Below are 20,808 nucleotides of genomic sequence, written 5' to 3' on the forward strand. Positions count from 1 at the left end.
GTGGCTCTTTAGCTATTTTAATCGCTACCTACGCTAGTACTGGATATACATATAATACTTTGACTACCAAAGTAGAATTTAGCGAGGCATAATTTATGTTAGAAAATCTCAGTTTTAGGACTAAACTGTTTTCATTACTTATCGCCGCAGTTTTCGGCTTTGTGGTAGTAACACTGGTTGCTTTAAAAGGGTTAAAAGCGCAAGACGAATCATCCTCAAAATTTGACGCCTTAACCGCCGTAGATAAAAACCTAGCAACTCTTGCCATTACCCTAATGGAAGAATACGAATCCCTCTCTTCACTGACAGACGCAAAATTTGCACCATTTGTCGACCAACTGAATGCAAACCATCAAACCTTTATTTCAACACTGCAAACGGATGCCAATAACATTCAAGACCCTCAGGCCAAAAGCCACCTTGCCGAGATATCTACTCTACTATCTCAATATAATGGGGCGTTAACTCGACTCTTAATAGAAAAACAGAAAATTGGTCTGGGCAGTGATGCAGGCGTCAAGGGTAAGATTGCCAACCTAGGTGAAGTCGTCATGAACGAAATATCCTTTTTGGGCCTGCTAAAACAAGATTTTTTACCTGTTCGCGAAGCGGAAACCTCCTTTATTTTTGAACCCACTCCAGAAAATAAAAGCTTATTTCTGCAGCACTATGAGAAATTTTATAATAGCGTTATTGATTTTGGACTGGTTGAGCGCTTTGGCCCTAATATACATGCCTACGCTGATGCAATGAAAGACTTTGAAGCAGAAGTCACGAAAGTAGACTCACTACAGAAAAACTTTCTAGCGACCAGAGCACAATTAAATGAAGCACGCTCTGTAGCTGTAAATCATATGCAAAATGCAGTTATTGACGCACGAGAGCAAGCTTCCGCAAGCTCTCAGCAAGCAAGTATTACACTTATTATTGTCAGTATTCTTGTCGCTGCTGCGGCGGCTATCATGATAATGGGGATTATCAAAAGTGTGAGCAGCACCCTATCTCAAATCATGAAAGACTTAGAAAAAGTTAAAAATGGTGATTTGACGGCACGGTTATCGGTTAATCAAAAACGTAATGATGAATTTGATGTGCTTTGTAGTTCCGTTAATGAGATGACTACTGGTCTAAACTCTGTCATCGGTGAAGTCATTGAAACGACTCGTGGCGTTAATAACATGGTGTCCGAACTCAACACCTCTGTTAGCAATATTACCCAGAGCAACCATTTAGTAACGGAACAAACCAATTCTTTGGCAACAGCAACAGATGAGATATCTAATACTATTTCAAATATTTCTGATGTGACGAAAGATTTGAGTAACCAATCCCAGAACACTTATCAATCAGCTAAAATGGGCTCAGGAACAATTAAAGAAGTTCTATCTAATTTGTCTGACACCATTAATGTCGTTAACAACACTAGCTCTCAGCTTGATGAGCTGGGCAAGCTATCTAAAGACATTGATAACGTTATCAGTATGATCAACGACCTTGCTAACCAGACTAACCTACTTGCTCTTAATGCGGCTATTGAAGCCGCACGGGCAGGCGAAGCTGGAAGAGGCTTCTCAGTTGTGGCCGACGAAGTACGTTCGTTAGCAGAGAAAACCGTTGATGCCACTTCTCGAATAACCGATATCGTTGGTACCATTCAAACATCCACCCAAACAGCCATTACCACTATGCAAGATGGACAGAAAAGTCTGCACGCGATTGAGGAGTTTAGTGAGAAAGCCGATGTGGCTATTCAAGAAATTGAACAGAATGCCCAAACCAGTTCATCTTCTTCTATTGCAATGGCGCAATCCATACAAGAAGTGGCTGAAACAGCCATTCATATGAGTGCCGAGATGGATAAGATAGCTCAGCAGTTACAAAGTGACTCTGGCAACATCAAAAATATCGAAGGCAATACTGGCGACATATATAACCAAGTGAATAGCTTAGATAGTAAAACAAGCGTCTTTAAAACGAACTAGGTATTCTGATGAATATAAAAAAACCGGCAGCAGCCGGTTTTTTTATAACGTTTTTGTAGCAAGCCATTAAATTTGAACAAATTCGTTTTACCAAATCTAAGCTTCTTTTTCCGATGGACACTTAATATATGGACAATTAACGGGGACAATTTTGTTAAGCCCTTAACATTTTCAATTGTGAATAAAAAAGCCGCCTTTTCTCTATTCTTTGACTTAAGTCAAAAAATAAAACCGTGACTATTAACAAAAGTTTACTTTTATGTACATTTCATTTGCATACTAACAATGGTTAGCAATAGAATGAAATAAAGGTGAATTCTATTTATTAAATAGATGTACTGTTTTACAAACGATTAAATATAAGCACTTTGACTATCGAATTATAATAAAAAGCGAGGCAAAACTTATGCTAGCAAATCTCAGTTTTCGCACTAAACTGCTTTCCTTACTTATCGCAGCAATACTTGGCTTTGTAGTGGTAACACTCGTTGCTTTAAAAGGGTTAAAAGCGCAAGACGAGTCATCTTCTAAATTTGAAAGCTTAACGGCTGTAGATAAAAACCTAGCGACTCTTGCTATTACACTTATGGAAGAATATGAGTCTCTTTCCACATTAACAGATTCAAACTTTAAAAGTATTGTTGATCAATTAAACGCAAACCACCAAACCTTTATTGCAACACTGCAAACGGATGGTAATAGTATTCAAGATCAGCAGGCGAAAAGTTACCTTACCGACATATCAACACTCTTGTCCCAATACAACCAAGGTTTAACTCAATTATTAGTTGAAAGGCAAAAAATTGGTTTAGGCAGTAGTGCTGGCATCAAGGGTAAAATTTCCGAGCTTGGCGAAGTAGTTCTAGGAGAAATATCTTTCCTAAGCCTCTTAAAACAAGAGTTTTTACCTGTCCGCGAAACGGAAACCACCTTTATTTTTGAGCCCACTCCAGAAAATAAAGCGCTATTCTTAGAACGCTACGAAAAATTCTATAATCGCATTAATGATTTTGGACTGGCTGAGCGATTCGGGCCTAATATTCAAGCCTACTTTGATGCTATAGAGTCATTTGAGACAGAAATCCAAAAAGTAGAAGCATTACAAAAAAGCTTTCAAACCACTAGAACACAACTAAATGAAGCTCGATCAACAGCTGTCAATTATATGCAAAGCGCGGTAGTTGATGCACGAGAGCAAGCCTCTGCAAGCTCTCAGCAAGCAAGCATTACCCTAATCATCGTAAGTATTCTTGTCGCTGCAGCGGCCGCTGTCATGATAATGGGTATTATAAAAAGTGTGAGTGGTACTCTATCTCAAATCATGAAAGATTTAGGCAGAGTCAAGAATGGCGACTTGACGGCACGGTTACCAGTCAATGAAAAGCGTAACGATGAATTTGACATGCTTTGCAGCTCTGTTAATGAAATGACGACAGGGCTAAGCTCTGTTATCGGTGAAGTGGTTGATACCACCAGCGGCGTCAACAACATGGTATCTGAACTCAATACATCAGTTAGCAGCATTGCCCAGAGCAATCAACTAGTAAGCGAGCAAACAAATTCTTTGGCGACAGCAACCGATGAAATTTCAAACACCATCTCAAACATTTCGGATGTTACTAAAGACTTAAGTTCTCAGTCACAGAATACCTACGAATCAGCTAAAGTAGGATCTGGCACGATTAAAGAAGTTCTATCTAACTTGTCTGACACCATTAATGTCGTTAACAACACTAGCTCTCAGCTTGATGAGCTGGGCAAGCTATCTAAAGACATTGATAACGTTATCAGTATGATCAACGACCTTGCTAACCAGACTAACCTACTTGCTCTTAATGCGGCTATTGAAGCCGCACGGGCAGGCGAAGCTGGAAGAGGCTTCTCAGTTGTGGCCGATGAAGTTCGCTCATTGGCAGAAAAAACCGTTGATGCCACTTCTCGAATTACCGATATCGTCGGCACTATTCAAACATCTACCCAAACGGCTATTACCACTATGCAAGACGGACAGAAGAGCCTGCATGCTATTGAGGAGTTTAGTGAAAAAGCCGACGTCGCTATTCAAGAAATTGAACAGAATGCTCAAACCAGCTCATCTTCTTCTATTGCAATGGCGCAGTCCATACAAGAAGTGGCTGAAACAGCCATTCATATGAGTGCTGAGATGGATAAGATAGCTCAGCAGTTACAAAGTGACTCTGGCAACATCAAAAATATCGAAGGTAATACTGGCGACATTTATAACCAAGTTAATAACTTGGATAGTAAAACAAGTGTATTTAAAACGAACTAAGTATTCTGATGAATATAAAAAAACCGGCTTCTGCCGGTTTTTTTATATTCGTTTTTTGTGGCAAACCATTAAAGTTGAGCAAACTCTTTTTGCCAAACCTTGGCTTCTTTCTTAGATGGGCCACCTAAGACATTTACCGCAGTTCTCATTCGAGCACGAGAAATATCAGAGCCTAAAATCGCCATTGAATCAAAGACAGACACAGAAGCTGTGGTTCCAGATATAGCAACAAACAGAGGAGCAAAGAAGTCTTTTGGTTTAATCTCAAGAGATTGAGCTAGTGACTTCATAGAATTAAAGATTTCATCTTTCTCCCATGTACTTAAAGCTTCCAAGCGCCATAATGCGAATTGCATAGATTTACGTAACATCGTCTCTTCTAGCTTAACCGTTGCAAAGTCTTCTTTTGTTATTGGCAACATTCCTTTTAAGAAAAAGCCTGCTACATCAGCAACATCAGAGAAAGTTTCAACTCGAGGAATGACTAGAGGCAAAATTTTCATTAAGTACTCAGGGTTCAGCGCCCATTCAACATACTTTTGCGCGAAGGCTTCTGGAGATAGGTTCTCTCGAATCCACATGCCATTTAGCCAGCTTAATTTGTCTACATCAAAAATAGGACCGCCAAGAGAAACACGTTGAATATCAAAATGCTCAACCATCTCATCTAAAGAGAATTTTTCTCTTTCATCTGGCATAGACCAGCCCATACGGCCAAGGTAGTTAATCACCGCCTCAGACATGTAGCCCATGCGTTGATAATACAAAATGCTTGTCGGGTTTTTACGTTTAGAAAGTTTAGACTTATCAGGGTTACGCAAAAGCGGCATGTGACATAGAGTCGGCATATCCCAGCCAAAGTACTGATAAAGAAGAATGTGCTTAGGCGCAGAATTGATCCACTCTTCACCGCGGATAACATGGGTGATCTTCATTAAGTGATCATCCACCACATTCGCTAAATGATAAGTTGGCATACCATCGGCTTTAAGAAGGACTTGCATATCAACTTGCGACCAGTCAATTTCAATGGTGCCACGCAACATATCTTCGACAACACAGGTACCTTCTTCGGGAACCTTCATGCGAACAACATAAGGTATGCCAGCATCTAACTTAGCTTGAACCTCTTCTTGGCTAAGCTTTAACGCTCGACCATCGTACTTTTGAGGTAAGCCTTGCTCTTTTTGCTCAAAGCGCATTTGATCAAGCTCTTCAGGTGTTTCAAAAGCGTAGAAAGCATGCCCTTTAGAAATAAGCTCTTGGGCGTATTGTGCGTAAATATCACTACGCTCACTTTGACGATAAGGACCACACTCACCACCAACATCAGGACCTTCATCCCAATCCAGCCCTAACCAGCGCAAAGCATCTAGAATCATTTTCTCAGACTCTGGTGTACTACGAACTTGGTCGGTGTCTTCTATGCGAAGAATAAATTTACCACCCATTTTACGCGCGAACGCCATATTAAATAGCGCAATATAAGCGGTTCCCACATGAGGATCACCCGTTGGAGATGGGGCAATACGAGTTCTTACTTCTGACATATAAATCTCTTATCTTCTATTGTCCAAAAAATGCCACCATTATAAGCCTCTCTCACACTCTGAGTAAGGGGCTTAAAGCGTTTTTCACGGGATATCGACTGTATTTTCTCTCAGTACTAGTTTATTTCAGCCCCAACATAGCCAGATGCACCACAACAAAACCTATTCGACAGAAACACACCAAAAAGATACACAAAACAAACAAAAAATAACAAAACCCCCTCACTACCCTTTGAGAAATTGCGACAAAAGCTAAGTTTTTTCGGTTAAAACGCGAATGAAAATCATATATCTCTGCCATTCATGACAAAAATGAAGTCCATATATGGGCGTTTCAGCCTTTCTTTAACATAATTTCATTTAAATTACAGTTGTCGCTTTGAAAAGCGTTCTATAGGATTTTATGTGTGGTCTGTAAATTGCTTAATTTTTTATAAGGCTAATTTATGCCTTTACCTTAAAAAAGGAATTGCTATGTTATTCACACCTGGAGCTATTCTAATAGCGGCGTTACCCTACTATGCACGTATTAGTATCGTCATCTTACTGGGTATTCTTGGAATATCTTGCCTATTCACCTCAAGCTTAAGTGCTTATTCAACCACTATCATCCCAACGGTAATTGCGATATTAGTTTACTTTTCAATATCGTCCTGGGAATTAACTAAACAACGAATTCGTGAGTTAACGAGTCACTTGGAAGACTTTAAAAATGATGATGTGGTGAATCTGTCTTACAATGATCCCGTTTTTAATAAATTAGCCAATCACGTTAATTATCTATTACGTATACTAAGCCGAAAAGAACACTTACTTCAGAGTTGTTCTCAAGAAGCTCGTTACACAGCCACTGAATTACAAACCTCTTCTAATGCCGTAGCTTTAGGGGCAGAAGAAGAGCACATTGCACTTGATGCTATCGTAGTAACCAGTGAAGAAATGAATCAAACCATTGGTGATATCCTTGGTCGAGTTAACTCTACTGCAGATATGGCACAGATGACGCTAACCGAGTCCAACAGCGGTTACAGCGCTTTAGAAGAACTAAAAAATCAAGTTAATACCATGCAGTCGACGGTTCGTCATAACCAAGAGCAAATGATGCAGTTAATTCAAACTGCCGAAGATATTACCAACTTCGTTGAAACAATTGAGCAGATTACCTCACAAATCAATTTACTTGCTCTAAACGCATCAATTGAGGCTGCACGGGCAGGAGAGGCTGGGCGAGGCTTTGCTGTAGTTGCAAATGAAGTAAGGCTATTAGCAGAAAGCACAGAAAACGCAACACATGATATTAGCAAGTTAGTCGGTTCAATCGCCTCTCAAGTCAATATATCTAAAGAAACCAGTGTTGAGCTAATGGGGTTCACCAGTAAAGTTGTTAATGGATCAGACACTGCAATTCAGTCCCTAGACTCTATTAAAACTGCGGCACAATCAACACAAAAAGAAATTCAACAATCTACGGATTCTATTACCGAGTTTGGCCTTGCTAACGAAGAAATGAGCAAACGCTTACTCAATATAGCCAAAGTAAGCGAGCAGCATAGCCAAGTCAGCAAAGACACTAAAGACATGGTGAAATATTTAGAGTGGCTATCCTCTCGTTTGGAACAAAAGGAAATGGAAGTATGATGCTTACTAGCGTATTTTTTCTCGTATGTTTTATGATTTTAGCACTCGCCGTTGGCCGCCAAATTTGGTCTCAGAGGATTGCAAGAGAACGCTCTATCAGAGGAATATCAGGCACTAAACTTCTGATTGAACTAATTAAACTCACTCAACAGCATCGTGGAATGCACTCTGGGTATCTAAACGGTAAATCCGAGTTTAAAGAAAAGCTATTACCTTTAGCAAAAAAAGTAGAGACCTATTACAATGATATTTTAACTTTTGAAAAGAAAAATGATTACCCAGAGTCATTAAGTATTCATTACTTGCTCAAGCAATGGCAACGCTTACTCAACAACAAACAAATTCAAAGCAGCGAAAGTTTTCAGATTCACTCAGGTTTAATTGCACGTCAACTTGATGCTGTATGGGATTTAGCAGACGAATTTTCGCTAACGTCCAACCAGAAAGAAGATATTCGTAATGTCGCCCAACAACTTGTAAAAACACTACCTGAATTGGCCGAATCACTAGGTCAAGTGCGAGCTCTTTCTGTGCAAGTTGCGTCAAAACAAGAAATGAGCTCAGACAAAAAACTACAGTTACTCTTCACTCTAGGCAAAATAGAAAGTCACCACAAAAACCTTGTAACACCGCTACCGAGCGCAACCAATAATGAGCTCACACGTTTTGTAGCCAAAGTTAAACAAGATATCAAAACCGCAGAGTTAACCGAACAAAACCCTGATATTCTGTTTCAAGAAGCAACAAAGGTTATTGATGATATCTTTGTCTTCATTAACTCAGGTTTTGACGACCTAAACGGAAAATTTGAAAACAGCTAGGTGGATCCGTCCATTCAGCTAAAAAAATAATTTTTACCTGTCCGTTGTTTTCAACGTGAATTCTAGTTGAGATAGGCGAATCCCTATCTCAACATCAGTTTTCAAGGCAACCAAAGATCGAGCAAGTAGGCATTGCTCATAGCTACCAACACCGGACAACTGCCTCTGCACCCTTTCAGGCAATAACCCAATATTTTCATATAGAGCTTCTATGGTTGAGAAGTCCTTTAACAAAGATGCCGCCGTCTTTGGACCAATACCTTTTACCCCTGGGATCCGGTTGGTCGTATCTCCCACTAGCGCCCAATAATCAACAAGCTGCTCAACCTGAACACCGTATTTTTCCGGCACCCATACCTTGTCGTAACCTAACTTCGCGAAATAGTCGTACTGGTAGATTCGTTCGTCGCCTAGTAATTGAGTAAAGCCTTTATCTGTTGAAACAATAAACGCCTTAACATCATTACGTGCCGCTTTCACTGCTAAGGTCGCAATTAGGTCATCAGCCTCCCACCCTTCTAATCTCAAACAAGGTAAATTATTAAAGCGGAAGACTTTGGCAAAATCAGCAAGGGAGTCTAGTAACGCATCGTCCATAGGAACTCGCCCAAGCTTATATTCAGGGAAAACCTCGTGACGCCAAGTTTTGCCACTTGAATCAAAAACAACAACGGCATACGAAGGGGTAAATTGATGAATGAGCTTAGTTAACGCCTCTACGGAAATGCTTTGCGTTCTTTCAATACGTCGAGATAAATCTTGCTCCGATTCTAACGCAGCATACAAACGTCGAATTAAATTTAACCCATCTATAATTAGTAGTTTTTTGTCCAACTTCATACACTCTTTTATTAAAATCTATTGCTATATCTTGAAGTAAGATAAAAATAAGCCTTCTGAACTTGTTCGTACCTTCGTTTAACAATTAGGTTAACATGGGAGGAAAGGTATCACGATCGATGAAATGTTATTACTCAATATACGAAAGGACTTTTTATATGTTACGTTCATTATTCATTTACTGCTTTGGTAGTCTTCTAATTTCTAGTGCAGCGTATGCTACATCCATCAATGCTGTGATTGGCTTAGATCGTAGTCAGGTTTTAGAACATGGGAAAAACAAGCTGGCTATTATCCCCGGCTCATTAACCCCATTAGAAGAAAGCTTTCCTGCTATCCTGCAAAGTCAAAAAACACCTCACGATAAGTGGGTCTATCAGATTAATAAAAATATTCGTATTGAGCATAAGCAAAGGGATTTAAGTTTCACAGGGCAATTAATCTCAGTGCAATCCCCAATGGCTACCTTTGATATTAAAATTGGTAATCATGTTAGCCAGTTACCATTAAACGATTTCTACCTCTTCCCTCTTGAGAAAGAAGATAGCCTCGCCGAAGCGACTATTCCTTATGTACCTCTTAGTTATCAGACAGAAGAATTAACATGGACACCTCAGCTAAGCCTTATTATTGAAGGTAGCCGCATCGCGATTTTACAAAATGCCATGTTACATAATCATTCGAATATAGACATAACCTTAGAAAATACGTTACTTCATTATTTTAAGCAGCCTGTTACACAGTTAACTAAGAGCAATCGAAACCTTACAGCTATGGCTATGGAAGTAGCGCCTCAAACACAGGTACAAAATATTGATAATGAAATCCTCTATCCTCTCTCAGGTAAAAACATTCAAATTCCAGCTCGATCAGACCTACTTTACCCTTTACCTAGCAGCAAAAGTTTCATAGACAAACAAATGCATTCAGCGACGCTTTATACCCACCAAAATAGCCGTGGGGAAATTCCATTAAATTTTGATTACCAACTCACGTTTAAACTCGAAAAAGACAGTTTACCCGGTCAGTACCAAATCCTCTGGAAAAAAGGCCAGTTACTTATTCCGAGTAGGAGCATTGCGATTAGCAAAGCTCGTGCTGGCAATATCATTAATGTAACCACCAACAAGAGCCAAGACATCAGCGGCCAGCTAACTTTACTAGAGGCAAGTTCAAGGCAACTGCCAAGCTTTCAAACTTGGCAGACGATCATTACCAATCATTCTTCACAGGTACAAAACTACGCCATTACGCATAATACCAACGCTGTGGTGAATCTAATAAAAGGCAAGGGTGTTGAGAAAATCAACGCTAATGGCGTGATGGTATCTGGTCAGGTTAAGCCCCATTCAACAAAAACAGTGACTTACCAAATTGAACTCAAGAACTAAACAAAAGAAAGTGCAAAAACGTCTTTCACAGGAATGACAATTTTAGGGACATAATTGACCACTTTGGTCATGATATGGTCAAAAGTCATATTAGATATAGCAAGAATATAGCTGCCCGAAGGGAAACACTTGGGGTAGTATTATAACTATATTTCATACTACGAGCTGACAGAAATCCATGAAAAAGCATACTATCACTTCATTAATAAGCACCTCTTTAATAAGTATGGCATTAGGCAGCACTTCACTGAATGCCGAAAGCCTTTACGAAGTTTATAAACTGGCAAAACAAAATGACCCTGGCTTACGTGCTGCGGCTGCTACCTATAAGGCTCAGAAAGAGAGTGTTGCTGTCACTAAAGGTAATCTATACCCAGAAATTACTTTTAGTGGTGAGCTAGGTTATGACGATGTAGATAGCCCTTCTGTCGCCTATGGCAATACTTCTAACACCCTAGCTTTATCCCTCTCTTACCCTATTTACTCTCCTGCCCTAGGCTATGCTGTGGATGCAGTGGAGCTTGGGTTTGACAGTGCTGGAGTGAGCTTTAGCAATGAAGAGGAAGACCTAGCGCTTACCACATTAACAGAGTACTTTAATGTGCTAATCGCTCAATCCGCCCTTAAGACTACCCAAGCGTTAAGCACAAGCACAGCGAGCCAGCTTGATAGAGTCAAAAAGCAATATGAAGTAGGCCTGACTTCCATTGCCGACTTACAAGATGCGCAAGCAGAATACGATTCGGTTAAGGTAAACCAATTGAGTGCCCAGTCTTCAGTAGCCTATGCCCAAAAAGCATTGCAACAAAGAACAGGTAAAGCACTACAAAGTATTCCTGAACTATCTAGTGATTATCCTATCAGGATGGACGGCAGCGTCACTGTTGAAAGCTTGATAGAAAAGGCCCACAAGGATAATAAAGACATACGCTTGCTTAACTTATCAGTGGAAAGTGCTGAGACTAATATACAAATTCAAAAGTCTAATGGCCGCTCTCCTACCGTAGCCATCACAGGCTCTCTTGCTCGCGTCGACAACAACTACGACACTACTTCAACCTCTTATGTAGACGGTGTAACCAACTCTACTTCTATTGCTTTAGGCGTGAGCATTCCCCTTTACAGCGGTGGTGCCATTAATGCCTCTGTGCGACAAGCCTCTGCCGAAGCAGAATCTGTCATCGAGCAAAGAGCCAGCACTCTACAAAGTATTGAGTTGAGAATTCGCAGCCTACACTTAGACCTGCAAACGGCCGTTGCTCAAGTGGAAGCACAGAAGCAACTGATTCAATCCCGCCGTAGCGCCTTGGAGGCGACGCAATCAGGCTACGATGTCGGCACACGTAATTTAGTCGAACTGCTTAATGCACAAACGAATTTATACAATGCTCAAAACACTTATGAGCAATATAGATACAACTTCATCCTTACTAAACTTCAACTATTGGAAGCAACAGGCAGCCTGACTGAAAACGAAATTCAAGCTTTGGATAAATGGCTGATTAACTAATAAGCACCAAACACTAACTACGAGTCATTGAATAACAAAGTCAGTCAATTAAGCTCATTAAAAAGCCGTAAACAGGTGACTATTTACGGCTTTTTAGGTAATGACAAGAAAGAAGAATTAGCGCGTCATGAGCTTTTCTCTTTGAGTAAAGCGCGTTAGTACCTTATACAAGCCATAGGCATCTTTACTGCCAGCTAGCTCTCGAATAGAGTGCATTCCAAAAGTTGGCAAACCAATATCTATTGTTGGCACCCCTATCCCACCAGCGGTAATAGGCCCAATCGTACTACCACAAGCCATATCGCTGCGTACCACAAAGCTTTGCACTTCGTAATTTTCTTCTGCTGCAATATCGCGATAGAGACTAGACGTTTCACTGTTCGTCGCATAACGCTGATTGCTATTTATTTTAATCACCGCCCCTTGATTAATAGCTGGAGCATGGTGCTTATCGTGCCTATTGGCATAATTAGGGTGCAAAGCATGGGCATTATCAGCGGATACCATCATAGAACGTTGCATGGCCTGTACATATTGCTCAGGCACTGGGGATAAACGACGCAGTACATCCTCTAAGAAAGGTCCATTAGCACCACATGTGGATAAGCTGCCAATTTCTTCATGGTCTGTACATACTAGTAAGCTAGGACACTGCATATTGGAGTCTAATAGCGCCTGTAGCCCCACATAACAACTCAACAAGTTATCCAAACGTGCCGCTGCAATATATTCTTTATGCAAACCCACCAATGCGGCAGGCTGGGTATCGTATAAGCTCAGCTCAAAATCTAAAATATGATCAATCGACAAATCAGCATATTGATTTTGTAACTGCTGTATTAACATCTTGTGCAAATCAAACTCATTTTCGGCACCACACAGTATAGGTAGAATTTCTTCCTGTGCATTAACCGAGAAGCCTTTGTTTACATCACGATTTAGATGAATAGCCAGATTAGGAATCACAGCAATTGGGTCTTTAAAGTCCACTAAACGACTAACAATGTCGCCACTGGTTGTTTTTAATGTAATACGCCCAGCAATGGATAAATCCCTGTCTAACCAAGTATGCATTAGCACACCACCATAAACCTCAACCCCCAGTTGGTGATAACCATGTCTATCCACTTGCGCATTAGGCTTTAATTTAAAACAAGGGCTATCCGTATGCGCGCCAATCATGCGCCATCCCGATTGGCTCACCTCTAGAGTAGGTAGTGTAAAAGCAATTAATGACGACTCATTACGCGTGACAAAATATTTACCAGCCTCATCAATCACCCAGTCATCTTCTTCAAATAATTCAACAAAACCTTCCGCAAGTAAGGCACTACGTATGCTGTTTGTGGCGTGAAACGGGGTCGGTGAAGACATCAAAAACGACAACAATGACTCATTAAAATTTGAATATTCCATAACGTCCTAATATACGAATTATTGTAAAAATATGACTTTTTAACGGTTTGGCTAGCGTTAACGGCCAGTGTTTAATATGATTTTACCCAAGAAGATAAAAACACCTATAAAGAGAACACATTCTGGATGAATTACAAACGCCTTTTATTAAGTTTATTAACTGGATACGCTCTTGTATCCACGCCTTCATTTGCATCCGAAGGCCTTCATCCACCCCATGAGTACGATCAAGTATCGCAAGAACTCATCAGTATGCTAGAAGGCATACATTATAACAGACCCGAAATTGATGACAGCATTTCAGAGCAGGCCTTTGATAACTATATTGACTCCCTAGATCCAACCAAAAGCTTCTTCTTGAAAGCCGATATAGAGCTGCTTTCACAGCATAAAACCAGCTTTGATGACGCCTTAAGAAACGGCGACACTCAAGTGGCTTACACCATATATAACCTCTACTTAAAGCGCCTAGAGAAACGTTTAAAAGGCCTTCAGGAAAACTTACCTGAGATGGTCAAAGGCTTCGATTACACTATCGACGAAACCTATAACGCAGACCCAGAATCTATTAGCTGGGCAAACACGGAAGAAGAGCTCGATGAAATTTGGCGCAAGCGTATTAAGAACCGTGCTCTAGTACTAAAGCTAAACGGTGAAGATGAAGAAAAAATCATCTCCACTATTGAACGTCGCTACAAGAACCAAATCAAGCAAGTCGATCAAACCAACGCGGTGGATATCTACCAAGCTTTCGTCAATTCTGTTACCGCAGCTTTAGACCCACATACTAGCTACCTTGCACCAAGGGCATCCGAAACCTTTAATATCAATATGAGCTTGTCATTAGAAGGGATCGGCGCGGTTCTGCAAATGGACGATGATTACACCAAGGTGGTTAGACTCGTGCCCGGTGGTCCAGCGGCTACCCAGAGCGACCTGTCTCCTAATGAAAGGATTGTTGCCGTCGGTCAAGAAGGCGAAGCCATGATAGATGTGGTCGGCATGCGTCTTGACGATGTAGTCGACATGATTCGTGGTGAGCGGGACACCAAGGTCACCTTAGAAGTCACCTCAAGTAAAGGCGATGCCCAAAGTAGCCGATTGATCGAGATTGTTCGTAAGAAGGTAAAACTAGAAGACCAATCTGCCCAGAAAGAAATTGTCGAAATAGAACGTGATGGAGAAGCCTATAAAGTTGGCGTTATTAGCCTCCCCACTTTCTACTCAGACTTTGCCGCAATACAAGCGGGTGAAAAAGATTATAAAAGCTCAACCAAAGACACTAAGAAACTCATTGAAGAACTAAGAGAAGAAGGCATCACTGCGCTTATTCTTGATTTAAGAAACAATGGCGGCGGCTCCCTACAGGAAGCTAACTCCCTAACAGGTCTATTCATTCCGTCAGGTCCAACGGTACAAATTCGTGACCAAGCTGGCCGCGTCACTCCCCTAGGAGACTTTGACAAGGGGCTCGCTTACAGTGGCCCTATGGCAGTGCTGATTAATCGCATGAGTGCTTCTGCGTCTGAAATCGTGGCAGGGGCATTACAGGACTATGGCCGTGCCATCATTCTTGGTGATCAAACCTTCGGTAAAGGCACGGTACAGGTATTAAAAGGCCTAGACAAAGGGCAACTCAAAGTCACCCAAGCGAAATTCTACCGAGTATCTGGAGAAAGTACGCAACATAAAGGTGTAGTACCTGACATCTTCTTCCCATCTCTTATCGACAAAGAAGAAGTAGGTGAAAGTGCGTTAGACAACCCGCTAAAATGGGACCATATCCACGATACTCGCTACCCTGTTTATTGGAATATTCCTGCTTATGTGCCACTTTTGTCACCAAGACATGAAGAAAGAATGGCGACTAATCCAAACTTTATTGCCATCAACGAGCAAATCAAAGAATACAAGTTGCAAGCCGAGAGTTACAAAAACTTGTCGCTAAATGAAGAGGTTCGCAAACAGCAAAGGGAAGCCAGCAAAGAAAGGCAACTGGCACGAGAAAATACCCGCCGCGAAGCCCTTGGCTTGGAACTGCTTGAATCTGTTGATGATATAGAGCCCACGGAAGAAGACACCTATGCAGAAGAAGCATCGGAAATCTTATTAGACTTTATTGCGATCAATCAGCAACAAGAAGCACAAAAGAAAACCGCACAAAATAACTGAGTCCGATTGCCAGAAAGCGCTAAGCAAGCTTTCTGGCAAAACGCTTTTATAGACAAATACTTTTCATCACTATCTCTAACCTAATTGAACCTACCACCATGGCTAAATCGTCAGCAGACAGAAACACCATAGACCTATTTAACAGAACACCCGGTCGCCCACGAACACGTGCCTTATCAAGGCAAGAGCAAGTCAAACTCAATAAACGTGCCCAACGAGAAAAAGAAAAGGCTCAAGGTTTAAAGCGTCTTGAGCTTAAAGTAGATCAGGAAATTATTGAGAAGCTTGATCAACTATGTGAGCTCAACGACTTGAAACGCGCTGAATGGCTTAGTCTGCAAATCACTAAAAGCTTCAGCAAATCCAGTGCTAAGAAGCTGAAAAAATAAGTTATTCACAATTGTCATTTGATATACTCTCTGGCACTTGTTTAGCGAGACACCCCGAAAAAGGCAAAGAACAACACCATGGCCAAACTCTACTTTTATTATTCTGCAATGAATGCTGGTAAATCCACGGCGTTATTGCAGTCTGCCCATAATTATCAAGAACGTGGCATGTCCGTCTTATTAATGACCGCAGCGATTGATAACCGCGTCGAGACAGGCAAAATAGCCTCACGTATTGGTATCTCAGCAGAAGCCAGCCTATTTGATAAAAACACAGATATTATGCAGCTAGTAAAAGCACAACCCAAAGCACTTAGCTGCATATTAATAGATGAAGCCCAGTTTCTAACCAAGCAGCAGGTTTATGCCATTTCTGAGGTGGTTGATAAACTAAAAATCCCAGTGTTAGCTTTTGGTATTCGTACCGATTTCCAAGGGGAATTATTCGAAGGTAGCCAAGCGCTATTAGCTTGGTCTGACAAACTGGTAGAACTAAAAACCGTATGCCATTGCGGTAAAAAAGCCACCATGGTGATGCGCGTTAATGAACAAGGTATCCCAGTAAAAGAAGGGCAACAAGTTGAGATAGGTGGTAATGACCGCTATGTATCCGTTTGCCGAAAACACTTTAAAGAAGCCGTGAGAGACTAACTATGTGGTTCACCAATGCCCAAATTTTCCAACTGACTGATACAGAATCACTTGATACCAATGATCTTATTAACAAGCTTCCCGACTTCCCTTTAAAAGAGTGTGGCTCTCAGGAGGAGTTCTCTTTTGGTTGGATGCCACTTATTCGTAACAGTGAGCAATGGAGCCTAGCCACTGACCGCTGCCTACTCTTCCGCGCTGGCAAAGAGGAAAAAGTCTTACCAACGGCCGTGGTGCGAGAAGAGCTTGAAACCAAGGTCGCTGAGATAGAGCTAATAGAAGGCAGAAAAGTTGGCCGTAAAGAAAAGTCTGATTTAAAAGATGAGCTCGTTTTTACGTTACGTCCAAAAGCCTTTACTAAGCGTACAGACGTATGGGCATACATTGATTTAAAAGCAAAAATATTAGTTATCAACAGCACTAATGCAAGTATGACAGAGTTGTTATTTAAACAACTACAAACCACCCTTGGCAGCTTCCCAATGGCGCCCTTACAAGCTCAAGTATCACCTGCTTCTATCATGACGGACTGGCTACAAAAAAATGAGGTTCCAGCGAGTTTAGAAACAGGCTCAGAGTGCGAAATTCAAGACAGCTCAGAAGACAAAGCGACAATCAAATTCAAATCGCTAGAACCCCTCTCAGAGGACGTAACACGTCACTTAGAGCAAGGAATGGCGGTGAAAAACCTCGCTTTACGCTGGACAGACAAACTAAGCTTTGTACTCCATGAAGACCTGACTTTACGCAAACTTAAGTTTGATGATGCATTAAAAGAAGCGGCCTTCAATGACTCCCAAGGGGGCGGCCTATCGGACATGGATGCTAACTTCTCTATCATGTCTCTCACTTTACGAGACTTCTTTGCATCCTATTGTCAATGGTTTGAAATCGAATAATCCATTTCTGTGCCAAGCTTTTCCACAGATATCGTGGATAAGCTTGGGGAGAAAATCCGCTAAGCCAATAGCCATGCTAATGTGATTAATTTTCGTCTTTTTTAAGCAATATGAAAAAAAATATCAGTCTTAGTTTTCATACTTAGCGAGTAGCAGATGTCAACATTAAATCAAGAAAAAAAGATAGCAAAACGAGTGACTCTAGTAGGGGCATTTTGGGATGCTGTATTAGGCTTAGTCAAAATTGTCGCTGGGCACTTTTCCCAGTCTCAAGCTTTACTAGCAGATGGTATACACTCTTTATCTGACTTAATTACCGATTTATTTGTTTACTTCACATCGGCAAAATCACGCCAAGGCCCTGACCATAATCACCCTTATGGACACCTAAGGTTCGAAACCCTAACCACGGTTTTTTTAGGTTTAGTCTTGATCATTGTCGCCTTAGGAATTGTTTATGATTCCCTTTCAAATCAATCACTAAAGCCACAATCAACTTGGTACGGTCTAGCCGCCATTTTACTCACTATTATCGTTAAAGAAGCCATTTTTCACTACACAAAGAAAGCAGGAGAACAAATTAATAGCAAGATGCTGATTGCCAATGCATGGCACAGTCGCAGTGATGCCCTGTCTTCTATTGCTGTACTCGCAGGCTTTGTGGGTATCTACCTAGGCTATCCACAAGCCGATGTTCTAGCGTCCATCATTGTGGCTGCACTCATTGCAAAATTAGCCATCAGTATGATCTGGGAAAACCTTGCTGAGTTAGTGGATACCGCCCCCGATCCAGAGCTGATAAAACGAATAGTAGAAACTGCCCAAAGCTTAAAGGAAGTCATGGCTCCCCATGATGTGCGAGCACGTTCTATGGCGGGTAAGGTCTATTTAGATATGCACATACATGTACCCAAAAATGCCACTGTCAGTGAAGGACATTATCTTGGAGATTTAGTCGCTTACACTATCAAAAAAGCCCACCCTGAAGTGGTCGATGTTTTAGTACATATAGACACCAATGAGAAAATTCAGACAGACAGCTTGTTGCGAGAGCCGACAACAGAAAAACCTCCTTTGCTTAAACTACCCGCCCGCAACCAAATCTTAGCGGACCTCAAGTTCTTATTACGTCAGCACGAAAGTTATGTGGATATTCCAGATACCAGATTACATTATTTGCATAATCACTTAAGCCTAGAGATCATAGCAACGTCTGATCTAGTTCCTGAACAAGCGGATTTAAAACAGTTAACAGCCAGTATTCTGCAGGATATAGAAAACGCAAAATACATCAAAAATGCCACTGTACTATGGCGAATAAAGTCTTAAGTACTTAGCTATCGCTAATGGTACAGGTTTTGCTTTTGTATAAGACCAAATCCAAAAATGAGGGAATATACATGAAAGCAACACTTTTAAAGCTTCTAACCATTAGCGCGCTTACGTCCATTCTTAGCACACAAGCTTTGGCTAGCTCAGACATCGAATTTCTCAGTAACGAATATTACAAATCCAAAGGCTACCCTTTCTCGGAAGCCGTAAAAGTAGGCAATACCCTCTACTTATCTGGACAAATTGGCTTAGATTCAAAAACGGGAAAGCTAGCACCTGGCGGCATTGAGGGCGAGTCCATCCAAACCATGGATAATATTAAAGCCTCTTTGGAAAACCACGGCTACAGTATGAGCGATGTCGTAAAATGCACCGTAATGCTTGCAGACATAAAGGAATGGGGCGTTTTCAATAACATATATAAAAAGTATTTCTCTGGTAACTACCCAGCGAGAAGTGCTTTTGCAGCCAGTGGTCTTGCTTTAGGGGCTAGAATTGAAGTGGAATGTATTGCCGCTGTTTCTAACTAATCACAATAAATAAAGCACCTTAATGGGTCATCAAAACCTGACTCAGCAAGGTGCTTTTTAATTTCTAAAACTCTCGTTTAATTCCCCGAAGGCTCATCCTCTAGATAATCGGTAGGTAACGCTTTATTGGTTTTCGCTCCCATAAGCTTTAGCTTTTCCGCTCGTGCAACTAGGTTACCGCGACCTGTGGTGAGCTTTTTCAATGCAGCATCATGGCTTCGGCTAACATTTTCCAACTTATCTCCAATATCGTCCATGTCCTGAACAAAGCCAGCGAACTTATCGTACATAGCTCCAGCTTGTCGGGCGATCTCTACCGCATTCTGGCTTTGCTTTTCATTACGCCAAATATTTTGAATGGTACGCAATGTGGCTAACAAGTTAGAAGGTCCCACAATAATAATATTGTGTTCAAACGCCTCACTAAAGAGTCCATTATCCCCTTGTAAGGCCAAGCCAAACGCTGCTTCGATTGGGATAAACAAGAGTACAAAATCAAGCGAAGTGACTTTCGGTAAATCATGGTAAGACTTGGCACTTAAGTCTTTCATATGACGGCGTACAGCGTCTAGGTGTTGCTTCAGAGCACGGTTTCTATCTTCGTCTGTTTCCGCTTCCATATAAGCAAGGTAGCTTACCAGCACCATTTTAGAATCCACCACCACTTGCTTACCTTCTGGGAGATGAATCACCACATCTGGCTGTAAACGTCGACCTTCCTCGGTATGATAAGAGGTTTGTACTTCGTATTCACGGCCCTTCTCTAATCCCGAGCGTTCTAAAATACGCTCTAGAATCACTTCGCCCCAACCACCTTGCAGTTTATTTTGACCTTTTAACGCATGGGTTAAGCTAATCGCATCATCACTGATTTTTTGATTGAGTTGTTGCAAGCCTTTAATTTCTTTCACCAAAGAAAATCGCTCCCGCGCTTCTTCTTGGTAGCTCTTTTCCACACTCTGCTGGAACTTATGAATTTGTGAGCCAAGAGGCGTTAATAAGGAACCTAGCTGACGCTCATTTTCTTTCGCCAAATTTTGACCCTGTTTGTTCAAAATATCTTGGGCTAGCTGCTTAAACTCTGTTTCATTTTGCTTTTTTTGCTGTTGATAAAAAGCGTCTTTTTCCTGCCAAACGGTTTGCGCCGCCGCAAACTGTTGCTCCAATACTAGGGACTCTTTTTCTAAAGAATGGATTTGCTCTTTCGATTGAGTCAATAAACGCTGTAATTCTTCATTTTGTTGCTGCATTTCTGCCTTTGTATGCTGCCACTGGCGACGCATAGGTTGTACAATAGCCCACGCAATTATGGAACACAGTATCGCGCCAAGACAAAAGCCTGATAACACCAAAATCGATTGTACAAGCCAATCAGCCATAAATAGTTAACCTAG

At 41.2% G+C, this 20,808-nt stretch carries 16 protein-coding genes; 12 read left to right on the plus strand and 4 right to left on the minus strand.

The window, feature by feature from the left end; genetic code table 11:
• The first annotated feature begins 95 nt into the window (after positions 1–95).
• Both OFY17_RS05655 and OFY17_RS05660 read left to right on the plus strand, forming a co-directional pair.
• Positions 96–1,982, plus strand: coding sequence for a methyl-accepting chemotaxis protein (locus tag OFY17_RS05655; protein WP_263529752.1), 1,887 nt, complete (start codon positions 96–98; stop codon positions 1,980–1,982).
• A gap of 406 nt (positions 1,983–2,388) precedes the next feature.
• Complete coding sequence (locus OFY17_RS05660; protein ID WP_263529753.1) at positions 2,389–4,275, plus strand: methyl-accepting chemotaxis protein; 1,887 nt, start codon at positions 2,389–2,391, stop codon at positions 4,273–4,275.
• A gap of 68 nt (positions 4,276–4,343) precedes the next feature.
• Here the strand turns inward: OFY17_RS05660 and gltX are convergent, their stop codons facing one another.
• Positions 4,344–5,825: a glutamate--tRNA ligase gene (gene gltX / locus OFY17_RS05665; protein WP_263529754.1), complete on the minus strand. Its 1,482-nt coding sequence runs from the start codon at positions 5,823–5,825 to the stop codon at positions 4,344–4,346.
• A 474-nt stretch (positions 5,826–6,299) separates the two neighbouring features.
• On the opposite strand from gltX, the gene OFY17_RS05670 reads away from it, so the two are divergent.
• Together OFY17_RS05670 and OFY17_RS05675 are read left to right on the plus strand one after the other, a co-directional pair.
• Entirely contained in the window at positions 6,300–7,463 is a 1,164-nt protein-coding gene (locus tag OFY17_RS05670) for a methyl-accepting chemotaxis protein (protein ID WP_263529755.1), read from the plus strand.
• Positions 7,460–8,284, plus strand: a complete 825-nt coding sequence (locus tag OFY17_RS05675) for a nitrate- and nitrite sensing domain-containing protein (RefSeq protein WP_263529756.1) — start codon at positions 7,460–7,462, stop codon at positions 8,282–8,284. The genes OFY17_RS05670 and OFY17_RS05675 overlap by 4 nt, the downstream gene beginning before the upstream one ends.
• Before the next feature lie 33 nt (positions 8,285–8,317).
• Here OFY17_RS05675 and xni read toward each other — a convergent pair whose 3' ends face one another.
• On the minus strand, positions 8,318–9,124 hold the full coding sequence (xni, locus tag OFY17_RS05680; protein ID WP_263529757.1) for a flap endonuclease Xni: 807 nt from the start codon (positions 9,122–9,124) through the stop codon (positions 8,318–8,320).
• A 158-nt stretch (positions 9,125–9,282) separates the two neighbouring features.
• On the opposite strand from xni, the gene OFY17_RS05685 reads away from it, so the two are divergent.
• Together OFY17_RS05685 and OFY17_RS05690 are read left to right on the plus strand one after the other, a co-directional pair.
• Positions 9,283–10,515, plus strand: coding sequence for a hypothetical protein (locus OFY17_RS05685; protein WP_263529758.1), 1,233 nt, complete (start codon positions 9,283–9,285; stop codon positions 10,513–10,515).
• Between the two features lie 178 nt (positions 10,516–10,693).
• Positions 10,694–12,025: a TolC family outer membrane protein gene (locus tag OFY17_RS05690; RefSeq protein WP_263529759.1), complete on the plus strand. Its 1,332-nt coding sequence runs from the start codon at positions 10,694–10,696 to the stop codon at positions 12,023–12,025.
• Positions 12,026–12,142: 117 nt separating this feature from the next.
• Here OFY17_RS05690 and OFY17_RS05695 read toward each other — a convergent pair whose 3' ends face one another.
• Entirely contained in the window at positions 12,143–13,441 is a 1,299-nt protein-coding gene (locus OFY17_RS05695) for a M18 family aminopeptidase (RefSeq protein WP_263529760.1), read from the minus strand.
• A 126-nt stretch (positions 13,442–13,567) separates the two neighbouring features.
• On the opposite strand from OFY17_RS05695, the gene OFY17_RS05700 reads away from it, so the two are divergent.
• The 6 genes from OFY17_RS05700 to OFY17_RS05725 all read left to right on the plus strand — a co-directional run bounded on the left by OFY17_RS05700 (position 13,568) and on the right by OFY17_RS05725 (position 19,414).
• Positions 13,568–15,613 carry a carboxy terminal-processing peptidase gene (locus OFY17_RS05700; RefSeq protein ID WP_263529761.1) on the plus strand — a complete coding sequence of 682 codons (2,046 nt, stop codon included), beginning with the start codon at positions 13,568–13,570 and terminating at the stop codon, positions 15,611–15,613.
• Positions 15,614–15,711: 98 nt separating this feature from the next.
• Positions 15,712–16,002: a LexA regulated protein gene (ybfE, locus tag OFY17_RS05705; protein WP_263529762.1), complete on the plus strand. Its 291-nt coding sequence runs from the start codon at positions 15,712–15,714 to the stop codon at positions 16,000–16,002.
• Positions 16,003–16,080: 78 nt separating this feature from the next.
• The gene (locus OFY17_RS05710) at positions 16,081–16,653 is read left to right on the plus strand and encodes a thymidine kinase (protein ID WP_263529763.1); all 573 of its coding nucleotides are present in this window, start codon (positions 16,081–16,083) and stop codon (positions 16,651–16,653) included.
• Positions 16,654–16,655: 2 nt separating this feature from the next.
• Positions 16,656–17,552, plus strand: coding sequence for a recombination-associated protein RdgC (locus tag OFY17_RS05715; protein ID WP_263529764.1), 897 nt, complete (start codon positions 16,656–16,658; stop codon positions 17,550–17,552).
• Between the two features lie 156 nt (positions 17,553–17,708).
• Entirely contained in the window at positions 17,709–18,881 is a 1,173-nt protein-coding gene (locus OFY17_RS05720) for a cation diffusion facilitator family transporter (RefSeq protein ID WP_263529765.1), read from the plus strand.
• A 71-nt stretch (positions 18,882–18,952) separates the two neighbouring features.
• Positions 18,953–19,414, plus strand: a complete 462-nt coding sequence (locus tag OFY17_RS05725; RefSeq protein ID WP_263529766.1) for a RidA family protein — start codon at positions 18,953–18,955, stop codon at positions 19,412–19,414.
• Between the two features lie 77 nt (positions 19,415–19,491).
• Here OFY17_RS05725 and rmuC read toward each other — a convergent pair whose 3' ends face one another.
• On the minus strand, positions 19,492–20,793 hold the full coding sequence (rmuC, locus tag OFY17_RS05730) for a DNA recombination protein RmuC (RefSeq protein WP_263529767.1): 1,302 nt from the start codon (positions 20,791–20,793) through the stop codon (positions 19,492–19,494).
• Positions 20,794–20,808: the final 15 nt, after the last annotated feature.

The sequence above is a fragment of the Marinomonas sargassi genome (assembly GCF_025716875.1).
Lineage (GTDB): Bacteria > Pseudomonadota > Gammaproteobacteria > Pseudomonadales > Marinomonadaceae > Marinomonas > Marinomonas sargassi.

Coding starts and splice junctions, on each gene's coding strand:
- OFY17_RS05655 (WP_263529752.1), top strand. CDS start 96: ATGTTAGAAAATCTCAGTTTTAGGACTAAACTGTTTTCATTACTTATC.
- OFY17_RS05660 (WP_263529753.1), top strand. CDS start 2,389: ATGCTAGCAAATCTCAGTTTTCGCACTAAACTGCTTTCCTTACTTATC.
- gltX (WP_263529754.1), bottom strand. CDS start 5,825: ATGTCAGAAGTAAGAACTCGTATTGCCCCATCTCCAACGGGTGATCCT.
- OFY17_RS05670 (WP_263529755.1), top strand. CDS start 6,300: ATGTTATTCACACCTGGAGCTATTCTAATAGCGGCGTTACCCTACTAT.
- OFY17_RS05675 (WP_263529756.1), top strand. CDS start 7,460: ATGATGCTTACTAGCGTATTTTTTCTCGTATGTTTTATGATTTTAGCA.
- xni (WP_263529757.1), bottom strand. CDS start 9,124: ATGAAGTTGGACAAAAAACTACTAATTATAGATGGGTTAAATTTAATT.
- OFY17_RS05685 (WP_263529758.1), top strand. CDS start 9,283: ATGTTACGTTCATTATTCATTTACTGCTTTGGTAGTCTTCTAATTTCT.
- OFY17_RS05690 (WP_263529759.1), top strand. CDS start 10,694: ATGAAAAAGCATACTATCACTTCATTAATAAGCACCTCTTTAATAAGT.
- OFY17_RS05695 (WP_263529760.1), bottom strand. CDS start 13,441: ATGGAATATTCAAATTTTAATGAGTCATTGTTGTCGTTTTTGATGTCT.
- OFY17_RS05700 (WP_263529761.1), top strand. CDS start 13,568: ATGAATTACAAACGCCTTTTATTAAGTTTATTAACTGGATACGCTCTT.
- ybfE (WP_263529762.1), top strand. CDS start 15,712: ATGGCTAAATCGTCAGCAGACAGAAACACCATAGACCTATTTAACAGA.
- OFY17_RS05710 (WP_263529763.1), top strand. CDS start 16,081: ATGGCCAAACTCTACTTTTATTATTCTGCAATGAATGCTGGTAAATCC.
- OFY17_RS05715 (WP_263529764.1), top strand. CDS start 16,656: ATGTGGTTCACCAATGCCCAAATTTTCCAACTGACTGATACAGAATCA.
- OFY17_RS05720 (WP_263529765.1), top strand. CDS start 17,709: ATGTCAACATTAAATCAAGAAAAAAAGATAGCAAAACGAGTGACTCTA.
- OFY17_RS05725 (WP_263529766.1), top strand. CDS start 18,953: ATGAAAGCAACACTTTTAAAGCTTCTAACCATTAGCGCGCTTACGTCC.
- rmuC (WP_263529767.1), bottom strand. CDS start 20,793: ATGGCTGATTGGCTTGTACAATCGATTTTGGTGTTATCAGGCTTTTGT.